We start from the raw sequence: 14,705 nt of genomic DNA, 5'->3' as shown, positions 1-14,705 counted from the left end.
GTCATGGACGACCTGAGCAGGCGCAAGATGCTGATCATGGGAGGAACGCTCGGAGCGTTCGGGGCACTGGGAGCCGCGTCGCCGGCCCGGGCGAGGTCCCTGTGGACGTGGGCACCGAGCGGCTCGGTGGCGGGCAAGGGAGCGGGCGTCGACCCCGACTGGGTCTGGGACGAGGAGGCCGATCCCGTACTCGCCGCCGTGATCGAACGCGGTGACGTGGCCAAGGCCAACGCAGCGCTCCGCAAGTGGACCCGCAACGACCAGCCCTTGCCGGCCGGTCTCCCCGCGGACCTGCGCGACTTCATGGAGAAGGCGCGCCAACTGCCCGCCTGGGCGGACCGGGACAAGCTCGCGGCCGCGGCCAGGTTCACCACGAAGAAGGGCATCTACACCGGAGCCCTGTACGGCCTGGGCAGCGGCCTCATGAGCACCGCCATCCCGAGAGAGGCGCGCGCCGTCTACTACTCCAAGGGCGGCGCGGACATGAAGGACCGCATCGCCAAGACGGCCCAGCTCGGGTACGACGTCGGCGATCTGGACGCCTATCAGCCGCGGGGCGGGATGGTCGTGACCGCCGTGAAGACCCGGCTGGTGCACGCGGCCGTGCGGCACCTGCTGCCCCAGTCCCCGGGCTGGTCCCGCACCAGCGGCGGCCAGACGATCCCCATCAGCCAGGCCGACATCATGGTCACCTGGCACAGCCTGGCCACTTTTGTCATGAGCAAGCTAATAGATTGGGGGGTCCGGGTCACCGACGCCGAGTCGGACGGCTACCTGCACGTGTGGCAGGTCACCGCGCACATGCTCGGCGTCCTGGACGAGTACATCCCCGCCACCTGGGACGAGGCCAACGCCCAGTCCCGGCAGGTCCTCGACCCGATCCTGGCGTCCACGCCCGAGGGCAACGAGCTGACCGACGTCCTCCTCGACATCGTCGCCGAACTCGACGCCGGTCTCACCCGGCCTCTCATCAACGGCTTCGCCCGGTACACGCTGGGCAACCGGACCGGCGACCTGATCGGGCTGGAGAGGGAGCCGTTCTGGCAGCCGTTGATCAGCGCCGCCTGGCCGCTGCTGGTGGCCTTCCGTGAAGGGCTCATACCCCTGCCCCTGATCCCCCAGGCCGCCTGGACGGTGGAAGAGGTCCTCCGCAAGTTCGTCCTGCTCTTCCTCTCCGAGGGACGGGGCATCCACCTCGAGATCCCGGACACCAACCGTCCCTCCTGAGCCACGTTCGGCACCACCACGGCGCGGGGTGGGGTACGCCCACCGGCGTACCCCACCCGGTGCCGTCCATATCCCTCGAGCTCTCCGACACCGGCCGTGCCACCCCGTACCGACGTGTGAGCTCTCCGACCACGAACCCGAGTTGAGACGATGACGACATCGCCCCGTAACGGAACGACACGGTTGCGCTCCGCTCAGGCCACCGGCCATGCACAGCCGTCGGCGGAACCGGCCGCACGGGCAGGAGGCCGCCGGTGACGGACACCGATCGCGCGTCGCGGCAGGACGCCGTTGCGCAGCCCTTCGCCAGACGCCGGTTCCTCGGGTACGTCCTGGCCGCTCCGACACTGATGACGGCGGCCCAGCTCGTGCCCGCGTCCGAGGCGCGGGCGGACATCCCCTCGCCGGAGATCACGGAACTGGTCGACCTCAACGACGTGATGACGGCGGCGGCCCTGCCGACGTCCGGCCTGATCACGGTCGAGGTGAACACGGACGGCACCGTTTCCTTCGCGCTGCCGCGGACCGAAGTGGGACAGGGCATCACCACGTCGACGGCCATGCTGATCGCCGAGGAACTCGGCGTCCCCCTCACACGGGTGCGCATCACCCTGGCCGACGCGCGCCCGGAGCTGCTGTTCAATCAGCTCACCGGCGGATCGAACACGACGTTCTCGACCTACACCCCGATCCGGGTGGCCGCCGCCATCGCCCGGAACCGGCTGCTCCAAGCCGCGGCGACCGAATGGGGCACCGCCGTCACCGAGCTGACCTGGGAGGCGGGAGTCGTCACCGGACCCGGGAACCGGAGCGCCGACATCGGGACGCTGTCCCGGAAGGCGGCGGGCGTGCGGACCGAGCAGACGGCCGTCTCACTCAAGCCCCGCGACATGTTCACCATCATCGGCAAGCCGCACAACCGCGTCGACGCCCGCGCGGCGGTCACCGGAGGCAAGAAGTTCACGATGGACCTGGACGTCCCGGACGCCCTGCCGACCATGGTGTGCCGGCCACCGACGATCAACGGCAAGGTCGGATCGGTGTCCAACCTGTCCGAGGTCCGTTCCATGCCCGGTGTCACCGACGTCGTCGTGATACCGACCGGGGTGGCGGTGCGTGCGGCCACCTTCGGCCGGTGCATCGACGCGGTACGCGCCCTGCGGGTGTCGTGGAAGCCCGGCAGCGCCGAGGGCAAATCCGACGAGTCCGTGCTCGAGGAGCTGCGCGCTGCCGAACTGCCCCTCGGACTGCCGCCGTTGACACCGAGTGTGGAGGAACGGTTCACGTTCCACTTCCGCAGCAACAGCGCGCTGGAACCCAACTGCGCGATCGCCGACGTGCGCTTTGACCGCGCCGAGGTCTGGTCGAGCCTGAAGGCTCCGATCGTCGCGAAGGAGGCGATCGCCACCAGGCTCGGCCTGCCGCTCGGTGCGGTGACCGTGCATGTCACGGAGGGCGGCGGTTCCTTCGGCCGCAAGCTCTTCTTCGACGCCGCGCTGGAGGCCGTCGAGGTTTCCCGGCGGATCCGCAAGCCGGTCAAACTCATGTGGCACCGCGCGGACGACTCCCGCCAGGGTCGCGTCCACCCCATGGCCACCTCGCGCGTGCGCATCTCCTACCTGGGCAACACCGTCCTCGGCTACAAGCAACGGCACACCAGCGTCTCCACCGACCTCAGCCACGGCCTCGGGGAGATCTTCACCGCCCTGGCCGCGAAACTGCCGGTGGGTGACATCGGGTTCTCGGAGACCTTCTTCCAGCTCTCCCAGTCGATGCCCTACGACTTCGGCGCCAACAGCCGGCTCCTGAGCGAGACCGACAGGGGCTTCAACACCGGCAGCATGCGCAACGTCTACTCCCCCGACGTCACCTGCGCCCGGGAACTCCTCGTCGACCGGCTCGCCGCCAAAATGGGCAAGGACCCCTACCGGTTCCGGCACGACTTCCTACGGGACGACCGCAACCGGGCCGTGCTGGACAAGGTCGCCGAGGCCGGGAACTGGGGCCGGAGCATGCCCGCCGATACGGCGCAGGGCATCGCCTTCCACTCCGAATACCACTCCGCCAGCGCGGTGCTGGTGGAACTCGACTGCCGCCCCGAGACCGTCAACCGCCCCATCCGCAACGGTGTCGCCGGCCCTCGCGTCACCAAGGCGGTCATCGCGGTGGACGTGGGCCTCGCCGTCAACCCGCGTGGTCTGCAAGCACAGATGATGGGCTGCCTCATGGACGGCATCGCCCTGGTTCTGACCTCCAGCCTGCACCTGCGCGACGGGCACTTCCTGGAGGCCAGCTGGGACAACTACTTCTACACCCGGCAGTGGAACACACCGCCCGAGCTGCAGGTCATCGTGATGCCGCCCAGCACCGGCAGACCCGGCGGCGCGGGGGAACTCGGCGTCGCCGCCTCGATGGCCGCGGTCGCCTGCGCGTACGGCCGCGCCACCGGCGCCATGCCCACGGTCTTCCCCGTCAATCACGCCACCCTCTCCTTCGATCCCAAACCCACCGTCCCGCCCGTCCCCGCGTCACCGACCGACGGCCTGGACCACGTCCGCTGAAGTGCCCTGAACCGTCTGGGAGCTCCCGTGCCCGAGCACACATTCCGCCTCAACGGCGAACAGGTGACCGTCGACGTCCCGGACGACGAGCGGCTGCTGTGGGTCCTTCGCGACGTCCTCGGCGTCACCGGACCGAAGTACGGCTGCGGCATCAACGTCTGCAAGGCCTGCACGAGCCACCTCAACGGCAGGGCGGCCAACCCCTGCGCCATCCCTGTGAAGGACCTGCGGCCTGCCGACGAAGTCACCACCATCGAAGGACTCCCGGCCACCGTGGGCGCCGACCTGCACCCGATGCAGGAGGCCTGGCTCGACCAGGACGTGGCCCAGTGCGGTTACTGCCAGCCCGGCCAGATCATGGCCGCCGTCGCCCTGGTCCGCCGCGTCAGGGAGGAGGGTCGCCCGATCACCGAGGCCGACCTGGACGGCATCCGCAACATCTGCCGCTGCGGCACCTACCCACGTATCCGTGAAGCGATCAAAGCCGGCGCCGAAAACATGTGACCAGACAAGTGAGGGGAGGACGCCGTGTCCGCTCGTCGTCCGACAATCGTGCTCACCACCGTGGCCGTGATCCTGGCCACCGTCGCGGCAGTCCTGCGCCTCGTCGTCGCCCCGAACGCGACGAAACTGCCCGGTGACACCGACCAGACCGTGCACTACGCGGGCGAGGCCACCATGCTCGACAGCAAGGCCCTGCAGTCCGGGGACACCGCGCACGCGCTCCGGTCCGGCATCCCCGTCACCGCCGACCGGCGAGTGCGGGTCATGTCCACACACGGCGACACGGCCGTGGTCGAGGACGTGATGACGGTCCACGCCGGCGAGCAGTCCCTGCCCAGCCCGAAGACGTACGCCATCGACCGGGAGAGCAGAAAGGGCACGTCGCCACCGGCTTCGACACCGGCGGAACCCTCGCGGGGCGCGCTGAGTTCGGCCTTCCCACCGGACGCCGCCCAGGACGACTCCTACACGTACTACGACGCGACGACCCGTTCGATCGTGCCGGTCCGCTACACCGGAACCGCGCAGCGCCAGGGCCGTGCAGTGAACGTCTACGAGATCGAGGTATCGGCGCCCGTCAAGGACCCCGCGGTGCTCAAACCGCTCCCGGCCGCCCTGCCGAAGAAGCTCGTCGCGGGCCTGGTGCCCACCCTCGGCCCCAAGACCCGGGCCCTTCTCACGCCTGCCTCGCTGGCCGCGCTGCCGGACCCCGTGCCGCTCACTTACCTGGGTCGGTCGACACTGGTCGCCTACGTCGACCAGCAGACCGGCATCGCCATCGATCAGACCGTGAACAGGAAAGTCGTGGCGACCACCGCTGTCGCCAATGCGTCGACCCCTCTGCTCCCGGTGTCTGCCTTCACCTTCGAGATCACTCCCGAGAGCTCGAGGGACTTGGGCGACAAGGCGGCGGACGCCGGCCTGATACTCACCCTCCTGACCGACACGGCACCACTCGCCCTGATCATCACCGCCCTTGTGCTTCTCCTGATCGCATTCATACTCGGGCGGAGGCGCCGGACGGACACCTCCGCATCGGGAAGCCCCGCTACCGCGACAGCGGCCTCCGCAAGAGGTGCCACCGAGTGAACGCTTCTCATCCTGTGGTCAGCGGGTGATGACGGCTGGTGGTCGGGGGCCGTGACGTGGCAGGTCCCCTGGTCGTTGCGGCTGGTGATCTCACTCGCCAACGCCTCGGCACAGGAACCCTGTTGGTCCCATATCGGGCCATGCCCGACGTCCCGCACGAGGTCGTCGAGCACGTTTCCTGGCTCATCTGCGCCCGAAGGTGTGAGCTGAACTCCCGTTGGCGCAGGCCGGGCTGCTTCCGGCAGGCCCTGCTGGTCCTGGTGCACCTGCACGAGAACGAGACCCCGGCCCAGGTCGCCGCGGGCTTCGGCGTCATCCACCGCTACCGCCGGTCGCTACGTGAGCGAAACGGTCGGCATTCTCGCCGAGCCTGCACGAGGCTCTGCGCGAGCTGCCGCCGGAGGGGTTCGTCATTCTCGACGGCACCCTGATCGCCACCGACCGTATCGCGGCGGACGAGCCGTACTCCCCGATGAAGCACCGCCGTCACGGAATGAACGTGCAGGTCGTGACCGCCCCGGACGGAACACCCCTGTGGTTCTCGCGAGGGCGCTGTCACGTTGTCGGGCACGTGGGTATCCGACGTGGTGCCAGGGCGTGGCCGGCTCAGGTCTTCAGTCCTGGTTCAAGCTGCGGTGGGCCGGCCGATGGTGCCGGTGATCTGGTCCCGGATCACGAAACGGATGGTCATCTCGGTGCGGCGGCCGGGGGCGTTCATCAGGCGCCGTCGGGGGGCGGAAGTGGGGCGAGATGCCGCTGAAGTCGGTGAGGCAGCGACCCGCAGCGTTGCGGCTGGTGGCGAGCGGGGTGAGGGCCGGCACCGGCATGATGCGGCGCATCGCGAACCGGGAGAGGGGTCCGGCGTTGCGGGCGAGGCCGATGCCGGGGACGAACCCCGGGTTGCAGGTGACGGCGTCGATTCCGGCCGGCAGCCGACGCGCGTACTCGTGCACGAGGTAGCTGGTGACCGGCTTGCTCGTCGAGTACGCGGTGCGCCCGGCGGCTGCGGTGTCCGGCTTGGGGAAGGCGCCCGTGCGGGCGAGGACGTCCGGGGACTTCCAGGCCGGGCCGGGCACCATGCCCAGGTTGTGCTCGAAGTCGCCGAAGTGGGTGTCGCTGGCGGTGATCACAATCCGGGCGGGAGCGGTGAAGCGATCCTGGAGCAGTCGGACGAACAGGTGGTTGGCGAGCACGGTGACGGCGAAGGTGGACTCGAACCCGTCGGGTCCCTCGGTCAACGCGTTCGTGTACTGCATGCCCGCGTTGCCCACGAAGCCGCGCAGCGGCGGCAGGTCACCGCGCTCCAGCCGGTCGCGGATCTCGCCGACAGCCGAGCGGACACTGGCCAGCGAGCCGAGGTCCGCCGAGACGCGCGAGACCCTGTGCCCGCCCGCGCCGAGCTGCGCAGTGAGCCGCGCGCCAGAGAAGTCACGGGCCACGACCAGGAGGTGCGCGTCCGGTGACCGGCGCAGGCCTCCAACACGACCCCACCGCGCCCATCTGGCGACCCGCCATCGACTCCGACCAGCGGGTCGGCGGATGCACACCCGGAACCCCTGACCGTCGTCTGGCAGCCGTGGTCGGAATCGTGACCGGGCACTGCGCAGACCCCGAACCACGGCCACCAGGACCCCGGCCATGGACCCGACCACAGCAGCCCTGCGGTCCTTGCTGGAGGCGGTGCGTCAGGCGAGGCTCTTGGCCGTTCCCGCGGCGGGCCGATCACCAAGACTCATGTCGTCGTGCAGGCCTCTGCCGCCCGCTGACCCTGCTCATCACGCCGGGCAGCGGGCGGACTGTTCATGAGTCGGCAGGCAAGAGCGCGGCGACCTCCCCCAGGAGCCGGGCCGCCGGTGCCGGGTCGACCAGCCACTTCAGGTGGCTGCTGGTGAGCGTACGGATGTCGTAGGGGTTCTGCGGCGTCAGCGCGTCGCCCTCGCGGATCATCCGGTCCTGCATGGCGAGCGGCACGCTGCTGTCCTCAGCCAGCCGGACGTACGTTTTGGGGATCCGCCCCCAGGTGTCGGCCTGTGCCCGGTCATCGGGTGTGCCGGCGTCGAGGTTCTCGTCGGGCTGGAAGGTGTTGAGGAAAACCATGAACTCCTCGTCCGTCCCGTCGGCGAGGAAAGCCGCCTTGAAGGCCGCGAGGACGCCAGGGTCGGCGGTGCGGAAGTTGGAGCGCAGCAGCCCGAGCTCGGCAGGGTTCCCGACCATCGCCGAGGCCAGCCCTGTGGTGTCGACCGTGGCCATCTCGGGCTCGGCGTAGTAGGCGCTGACGTCGAGGTCGACGGGGCACCAGGCGGAGACATAGACGATGCGGTCGATCAGGTCGGGCCGCCGATTGGCCGCAACGGTGGCCGTCATGCCGCCCCGGCTGTGGGAGACGAGGATGACGGGCCCGTTCCGCTTGGCTCGTTCCAGTATCCCGATGAGGTGCGCGGCGTTGTCGGCGAGTGTGACGCCCTTGAGGGCCCCGGGCGCGGTGGCGAGCCCTTCGAGGTCCTGCGGTGCCTGGTAGGCGCGCGGGTATGTCGCCGCGAAGCCGTGCCCCGGAAGGTCGACGGCGACGGAGCGGTATCCGAGGAGGCCGAGTTCGGCCTGGAGCGGCGCGAAGGAGAAGGAGTTCGCGAAAGCTCCGTGAACCAGTACGAACGTCGGTTGCATCTGTCTGCTCACTTTCTGGCGTCGACGGCACGCGCATTGCCGGTTCCGGCAACGCGAACCGCCTCACGGCCGAGGCCGGGGAACGAGTCGCTGTCCCGCGACGCACCATCCCCGCCACGGGGACGTTTTCGTGCACGGCAAACGCCAACGGTCAAGTGCCGAGCCACGAGGGCAACTTGAGGCAAGCTGCCCCTCATTCAATGCTTCACAGTACTCAGTGAAAGATCATCCGCACTACCCCGACGAGTCCTTCCGCTTGTGCACTTCGCCGCGCGGCAACGGCAACAGCCTTTCCCCGAACCAACCCAGGAGACCTGGCAACAGCGCTACCCACTCCTCCCCCGTTACCTTTTTCGTGGCTCCGCAACGGGGCCTCCGGCCTTCGGGTCCGGCATGACTTCCCCCTCCTGTTGTCGATGATCCGGGGGTGGCGTCACCGGGCCCGAAGGCATCGACGGACCGCTGATGAGGGGCTTGAGCACCGGCATGACCCGAGCCGGAAGAGCTCTCCGTAACGTGGATGTGGCAGCTCGGCGCCGAGGCAAGGCCGGACGAGAACGTGCTGGAGGGGCCAAGCCGTCCTCCGTGTCCGTCCTGGCCGCAAGCCACGGACGGCAGGCATTCACCGAGGTCACCTGGCGTGAAGGCTCCCGCGGGCCGATGCGCTCGCACGTTCTGGCACTGCGGGTGCGGCCGGCCGGGGTCCGCTCCCGCCGCCTGGCCCGGGCCGCCGCCACCGCACGGGAGGGTTCGTGGGACGGTGTCCTGCCCGAGGTCACGCTGCTGGCCGAATGACCCGAAGGCGCCGAAGCACCCACCGACCACTGGCTGTCCAGCCTGCCCGCCGACACCCCGATCGCCGAACTGGTCCGTCTGGCCAAGATCCGCTGGCGCATCGAGCACGACTACCGGGAACTCAAACACGGCCTCGGCCTGGACCACTTCGAGGGCCGTTCCTGGACCGGATGGCACCACCACGTCCCCCTGGTGACCGCCGCCCACGTTTTCCTCACCGAACAGCGACTGGCTCCAAAAGCCGATACAGCGGACTCACCCCCTACCAGATCCTCGACACCCTCCAGGACCTGCTGAACTGCTGGACCGGCACCTGCACCACCTGCCACCGCCCCCTGCCCAGGGCATCCCTCACCAGCCCAAACCCAAGAGCCAGAACAACCTAACGGAGTTCTAATTAGGAGTGTGGGTCAGTAACGGCTCGGGGACACTCGAGGCCGGAGCGCGGGGTCTCGGCGATCAAGGCCACGGTGAAGGGCGGCTTGGGCAAGCTCCGCGAGCGCCCGCATGGCGAGGGCCGGCGGCCCGGCGAGCCGTGGCGCGCCGTGCCTCGCCCGCCGACGGGTCCGGACGGACACTCTCCCTGTTGTTCACTGCGGCACCGCCCGGCAGGACCGTCCTGAGCCGCGCGCACCGGGCGGGTCACTGATACTGGACAAATGGGCAAGCTTCGGCAATACGTCCTGGTGGGCCGGCGGGGCAACCGGGTGCCGCCGGAAGCCGGCCCGGAGGGGCAGCGGGGCTCGGCCGGCCGGCGCGTCCTGTCCCTGCTGAATCCGCGCAGCGTCGCCGGTCAGGTCTTCCTGCTGCAACTGGTGGTCGTGCTGTTGCTCATCGTCACGGCCGTGGTGGCGCTCGTGATCCAGGACCGCAACAGCGCCATCCAGGAGGCCGGTGATCGCTCGCTGGTGGCGGCCGAGTCGTTCGCGAAGGCGCCGGGCACGGCGGAGGCGATGCGGAGCGACGACCCGACCGCCGCGCTTCAGCCCCATGCCGAAGCAGTGCGCAAGAGGACCGGCGTCGACTACGTCGTGGCGCTGAGCCCCTACGGCTTCCGCTGGACCCACCCGGACCCGGACCAGATCGGGGAGCACGTCTCCGCCCCCTACGGCGAGGCGCTCGAAGGTGAGCCCTACCAGACCACGTTCGACAGCAGTCTGGGAAAGGCGGTCGACTCGACGGTGGCCGTCTTCGACGAGGAGGGGACCACGGTTGGCCTCGTCACCGTGGGGGTCACGGTGGACAAGGTGACCAGCGTGGTGCAGCACCAGCTCCCGGTGCTCTTCGCGGCCGGCGGTGTCGCGCTGCTCCTTGCCGCGGGCGGGTCGGCGCTGGTCAGCGGACGATTGCGACGTCAGACCCGAGGTCTGTTGCCGGTGGAGATGACCCGCATGTACGAGCATCACGACGCGGTGCTGCACGCGGTGCGCGAAGGCGTGATCATCACGGACGGCGACAGGAACCTGCTGTTGGTCAACGACGAGGCACGCCGACTGCTCGCCCTGCCGCCGATGGCCGAGGGCAAGCCGGTCACGGCGCTCGGGCTGAGCCCGGCCCTGGCCAGGCTGCTGGAATCGGCCCGGGCGGTCACGGACAAGGTCTTTCTCGCCGGGGACCTCCTGCTCGCGGTCAGCCTGCGGCCGGTGGGCCCGAAGGGGGGTGTCGTCGCCACCCTGCGGGACACCACGGAGCTGCGCGCCCTCGCGGGCCGGGCGGAGGTGGCGGGCGGGCGCCTGCAACTGCTGTACGAGGCCAGCACACGGATCGGGACGACCCTCGACATGAAGCGCACCGCCGAGGAGCTGACCGAGGTGGCGGTCCCGCGCTTCGCCGACTTCGCCACCGTGGAGTTGGTCGAGCCCGTGCTGCTCGGTGACGAGCCGACGGGGGCGCGTACGGAGATGCGCCGGATCGCAGCCGCGGGCATCCGGGAGGAGGCGCCGCTCAACCCGGTCGGGACGTCCCTGCGCTACGTGTCCGACAACCCCGTGTCCGTAGGCATGACCACCGGTCGTCCGGTCCTGGTGCCGCACCTCGCCATGGCCGACGGATGGCGCGCCCAGGACCCGGAGCAGAGCCGGAAGGTCATCGAATACGGGATCCATTCCATGATCTCCGTGCCGCTCCGGGCTCGGGGCCAATTGCTGGGCGTCGTGGAGTTCTGGCGTTCGGAGCAGGACCCCTTCGAGTCGGACGACCTCTCTCCCGCCGAGGAGCTCGCCACGCGGGCGGCCGTGTGCATCGACAACGCGCGCCGCTACACCCGCGAGCACACCACGGCTGTCACCCTCCAGCGCAGCCTGCTGCCCAGGACGTTCCCCGAGCTGTCCGCCCTGGAGGTCGGGCACCGGTACCTCCCCGCCCAGGCGGGCGTGGGCGGCGACTGGTACGACGTCATCCCGCTGCCGGGGGCCCGGGTCGCCCTGGTGGTCGGTGACGTCGTCGGCCACGGACTGCACGCCGCCGCGACGATGGGCCGCCTGAGAACCGCGGTGCACAACTTCGCCTCGCTGGACCTGTCTCCGGACGAGCTTCTCGCACACCTGGACGATGTGATCACCCAGATCGACCAGGACGCGGCGGCCGAGGGGGACACCGAGGCCGTCACCGGTGCCACCTGCCTCTACGCCGTCTACGATCCGGTCTCCGGGCGGTGTGTCCTGGCCCGGGCCGGCCATCCCGGTCCGGCGCTGGTGTCGCCCGACGGCTCCGTGACCTTCCCCGAGATCCCCGGCGCCCCGCCGCTCGGTGTGGGCGGGGGTCTGCCGGTCGAGACGGCCGAACTCCGGCTGGCCGCCGACAGCCGACTGGTCCTGTACACCGACGGGCTGGTCGAGGCCCGAGGGCGTGACATCGACATCGGGCTCGGCATGCTGAGGGAGGCATTGCTCCGTACGGACGGAGCCACCCCGGACGGCACCTGCCGCGCGGTGCTCGACGCGATGCTGCGCGACGGGTCGAGTGACGACATCGCCCTGCTCGTCGCACGGACCCGGCTGCTGGACCCGGACCGGGTCGCGGAGTGGGAGGTGCCCGACGACCCCGCCGCCGTCTCCCGGATCCGGGCCGAGGCGACCGGCAGGCTGGAGTCCTGGGGGCTCGGCGAGAGCGCCTTCACGACCGAGTTGATCCTCAGCGAACTGGTCACGAACGCCATCCGTTACGGAGCGAGCCCCATCAGCCTGCGACTGCTGCGCGACGGCGACAGTCTGATCTGCGAGGTCGGCGACGGCACCAGCACCTCCCCGCACCTGCGCCGCGCGGCCATCACCGACGAAGGGGGCCGTGGCCTGTTCCTCGTGGCCCAGCTGTCGCGCCGCTGGGGCACCCGGTACACCGACAGGGGGAAGATCATCTGGGCTGAGCAGTCGCTGGACGCCGGTACCACCGGGGGCCCGGGCGGTCTTCTGATGGCCGACCTGTGAGGAGGCGGGGACACGGGGCCGGTGCTCCCCTCACGGGTGCGGCCCGGCGGTGTTCAGGAGCCTTCGTCGACGGTGAGGTACGGGATCTTGACCGGATCCTGGCCGAAGGCGGCCCCGAGATAGACGGCCGACAGTTTGGCGAGCGTTCCGTCGTCGATCAGCTGCTTGATGATCCGGTCCAGCTCCTCCTTGTCGGGTGACCCCTTCGGGTACAGGGCGCCGTAGCTCTGCCCGGTCCTGTACTGGCCCACGAGGCGCACCCTGTCCTCCTTCTTCCGGGGATACGCCAGCAGGATCGTCGTGTCGTGGACGACCGCGTCGATCCGTCCCTCCTTCAGCGCCGTGACCAGCTCCGGGTCGTTGGCGAACGCGGTCACGGGCTTGGTCGGCTTGAGGCGGTTCGCGACGAACTCCTCGCCCGTGGTGCCCTCGGCCACCCCGATGCGGACGTCGCGGATGTTGTCCTCGTCGATCTGCTCACCGTCCCTGATGAGCAGTCCCAGGGTCGAGGAGAGGTAGGGCGGGGAGAACGCGGCGACCCTGCTCCGTTCCGGGGTGATGGTGATCTGTGCCAGGGCCAGGTCGAAGTCCTCGGTCCGGCCGGACACGACCTCCGGGAAGGGGGCGTTCTTCACCGCCACCCGGTCGAGACCGGCCCGGTAGGCGATGTTGGCCGCCATGCAGTACTCGTATCCGCTCGTCACGGATTCCGGCGTGTCGCCGCTCCACCAGCCGGGCGCGGGCAGGGTCGTCTTGACCGTGAGGGCGCCCGCCGTCTCGGGCGACAGGTCGAACTCCCCGTACTGTCCTGAGAGCGGGCAGTCACCGTAACGGACGTTCGACGCCTCCGACCCGCCCTGGTCGCACGCCGACGTCACGGCGATGAGCGCCACACTGACAGCCCCGGAGACGATCGCTGCCGCGGCGCGCATCATTGCACCTCCGGTAGGGACATGCTCCTGACGTCACCATAAATCACCACACACGATGCGACCGCCCGAGCCTGAGGACGGCCCGCAGCCCGGCGGGGTGCTCCGCTCCGGTGACAGTCGCGGGCTGTCGTGCGCGGCCACGCGACGGGCCGCCCCGGGCCTGCTCTTGTGTTCATCGCCGCATAGGACGAACAGAGGAGTAGTGCCGTGCCCTCTCAGGGTTCCGACCTCTCGTACACCGTGCCGGGTATGAGCACGCAGGACAGCAGCCGGATCGTGGCGATGCTGCAGCTGCGCCTGCACGCGCTGAGCGATCTGCACCTGACGTTGAAGCACATCCACTGGAACGTGGTCGGTCCGCACTTCATCGCGGTCCACGAGATGCTCGACCCTCAGGTGGACGAGGTGCGGTCCATGACCGACGACCTCGCCGAGCGGATCTCCACCCTCGGCGGTGAGCCCAAGGGAACCCCCGGTGCCCTGGTCGACGAGCGCACCTGGAACGACTACTCGATCGGGCGGGCCGAAGCCATCGAGCACCTCGGTGCCCTGGACCTCGTCTACACGGGTGTGATCAAGGACCACCGTGAGGCCATGCAGGCCACCGAGACGTCCGACCCGGTCACCCAGGACATGCTCATCGAGCAACTGCGGGGTCTGGAGCTGTTCCAGTGGTTCGTACGCGCCCACCTGGAGTCCAGCGGCGGCAGGCTCAGCACACACGGCGCCACCACGGAGACCGGCGCCGCAGGACAGGCGGCGGACCAGGCGCGCGAGCAGCCCTGACCGGGACGGGAACGGGCCGCGGCCCGTTCCTTCCCGCGGGTGGTCAGCCGACGGCGCCGCTGACGTGCTCGTTCAGCGCCTGGCCCGGCCGCAACGTGGCGCGGGCGTCGTCGAGGTGGAAGGCACCGAACCCGAGCACCGTGACGGCCCCGCCCCTCTTGAGCCCTTCGACGATCACGCCGGGGTGCTCCACGGTGCCGAAGAGCGCGTCGATCATCCGCTCCACCTGCTCCGCCGCCGAGGGCTGATCCGCGTCCGCGGTTCGGCGTGCGGCGGCTTCGACCAGGGCGTTCTTGTCCGTGGCTTCCCCTTCGGGGCAGTGTGTGACGGCATTCCCGTCACCGCGTTCCGCCGCTCGCCTCCTCCTCCGAGGGACAGACGGCGCGGACGGCGACCGCTCCGGTCCCGGCAGGACGGCGACCCGGGCGGGAGCCGCGTCGAACGGCTCTGCGGGGAGGTTCAGCGGGTACATCGCCGACTCCGCCCCGAGCACGACAGCCCCGCCAGCGGGCAGATCCGCTCGGGGCACACCCCTGCTCCGGGTCATCCGACCGGGGTGCCGTCGGCGATCGCGGGCCGGCAGGGTCCGACCGCCTGCGGTCGCCGGGCTACCGCTCCGGACACCGCTGTGCCGGCAGCGCACGGCGAGGGCCGCGATGTCGTCGTCGAGCCGTCCGCCCGCGTAGTGGAGCAGGTCCGCGTGGAGCCGGTCCAGCAGCTCA

10 protein-coding genes and 2 pseudogenes are annotated in these 14,705 nt (G+C 70.0%); 8 read left to right on the top strand and 4 right to left on the bottom strand.

Annotation, left to right across the window (positions count from 1 at the left end; genetic code table 11):
• The first annotated feature begins 3 nt into the window (after nt 1-3).
• From ACFXAE_RS32655 to ACFXAE_RS32635, 5 genes and pseudogenes are all read left to right on the top strand, one after another.
• Nucleotides 4-1,227, top strand: a complete 1,224-nt coding sequence (locus ACFXAE_RS32655; protein WP_384722126.1) for an oxygenase MpaB family protein — start codon at nt 4-6, stop codon at nt 1,225-1,227.
• A 350-nt stretch (nt 1,228-1,577) separates the two neighbouring features.
• Entirely contained in the window at nt 1,578-3,788 is a 2,211-nt protein-coding gene (locus ACFXAE_RS32650; protein ID WP_384722185.1) for a molybdopterin cofactor-binding domain-containing protein, read from the top strand.
• Between the two features lie 27 nt (nt 3,789-3,815).
• Nucleotides 3,816-4,292, top strand: coding sequence for a (2Fe-2S)-binding protein (locus ACFXAE_RS32645; RefSeq protein WP_384722123.1), 477 nt, complete (start codon nt 3,816-3,818; stop codon nt 4,290-4,292).
• Between the two features lie 24 nt (nt 4,293-4,316).
• Nucleotides 4,317-5,381, top strand: coding sequence for a porin PorA family protein (locus ACFXAE_RS32640; RefSeq protein WP_384722120.1), 1,065 nt, complete (start codon nt 4,317-4,319; stop codon nt 5,379-5,381).
• 140 nt (nt 5,382-5,521) lie between these two features.
• Nucleotides 5,522-5,940: pseudogene (locus ACFXAE_RS32635) on the top strand (transposase family protein); the annotation flags it as partial.
• Between the two features lie 55 nt (nt 5,941-5,995).
• Here ACFXAE_RS32635 and ACFXAE_RS32630 read toward each other — a convergent pair.
• Together ACFXAE_RS32630 and ACFXAE_RS32625 are read right to left on the bottom strand one after the other, a co-directional pair.
• Nucleotides 5,996-6,820, bottom strand: coding sequence for a short-chain dehydrogenase (locus ACFXAE_RS32630; protein ID WP_384722117.1), 825 nt, complete (start codon nt 6,818-6,820; stop codon nt 5,996-5,998).
• A gap of 361 nt (nt 6,821-7,181) precedes the next feature.
• The gene (locus ACFXAE_RS32625) at nt 7,182-8,045 is read right to left on the bottom strand and encodes an alpha/beta fold hydrolase (protein ID WP_384722114.1); all 864 of its coding nucleotides are present in this window, start codon (nt 8,043-8,045) and stop codon (nt 7,182-7,184) included.
• A gap of 573 nt (nt 8,046-8,618) precedes the next feature.
• Here ACFXAE_RS32625 and ACFXAE_RS32620 point away from each other — a divergent pair.
• Together ACFXAE_RS32620 and ACFXAE_RS32615 are read left to right on the top strand one after the other, a co-directional pair.
• Nucleotides 8,619-9,137: pseudogene (locus tag ACFXAE_RS32620) on the top strand (transposase); the annotation flags it as partial.
• Nucleotides 9,138-9,499: 362 nt separating this feature from the next.
• Nucleotides 9,500-12,265 (top strand): SpoIIE family protein phosphatase, encoded by a 2,766-nt coding sequence (locus ACFXAE_RS32615; protein WP_384722111.1) that lies wholly within the window; start codon nt 9,500-9,502, stop codon nt 12,263-12,265.
• Nucleotides 12,266-12,318: 53 nt separating this feature from the next.
• Here ACFXAE_RS32615 and ACFXAE_RS32610 read toward each other — a convergent pair whose 3' ends face one another.
• A complete protein-coding gene (locus tag ACFXAE_RS32610; RefSeq protein ID WP_384722107.1) occupies nt 12,319-13,197 on the bottom strand; it encodes an ABC transporter substrate-binding protein in 879 nt (292 codons plus the stop codon).
• A 207-nt stretch (nt 13,198-13,404) separates the two neighbouring features.
• Between ACFXAE_RS32610 and ACFXAE_RS32605 the strand changes: the two genes are divergently transcribed.
• On the top strand, nt 13,405-13,983 hold the full coding sequence (locus ACFXAE_RS32605) for a Dps family protein (RefSeq protein ID WP_384722104.1): 579 nt from the start codon (nt 13,405-13,407) through the stop codon (nt 13,981-13,983).
• 43 nt (nt 13,984-14,026) lie between these two features.
• Here ACFXAE_RS32605 and ACFXAE_RS32600 read toward each other — a convergent pair.
• On the bottom strand, nt 14,027-14,705 hold a 679-nt coding region (locus ACFXAE_RS32600), incomplete at its 5' end, for a hypothetical protein (RefSeq protein WP_384722188.1).

This window comes from Streptomyces sp. NPDC059454 (genome assembly GCF_042749965.1).
GTDB lineage: Bacteria > Actinomycetota > Actinomycetes > Streptomycetales > Streptomycetaceae > Streptomyces.
This window is presented reverse-complemented; position numbering and strand designations above follow the sequence as displayed.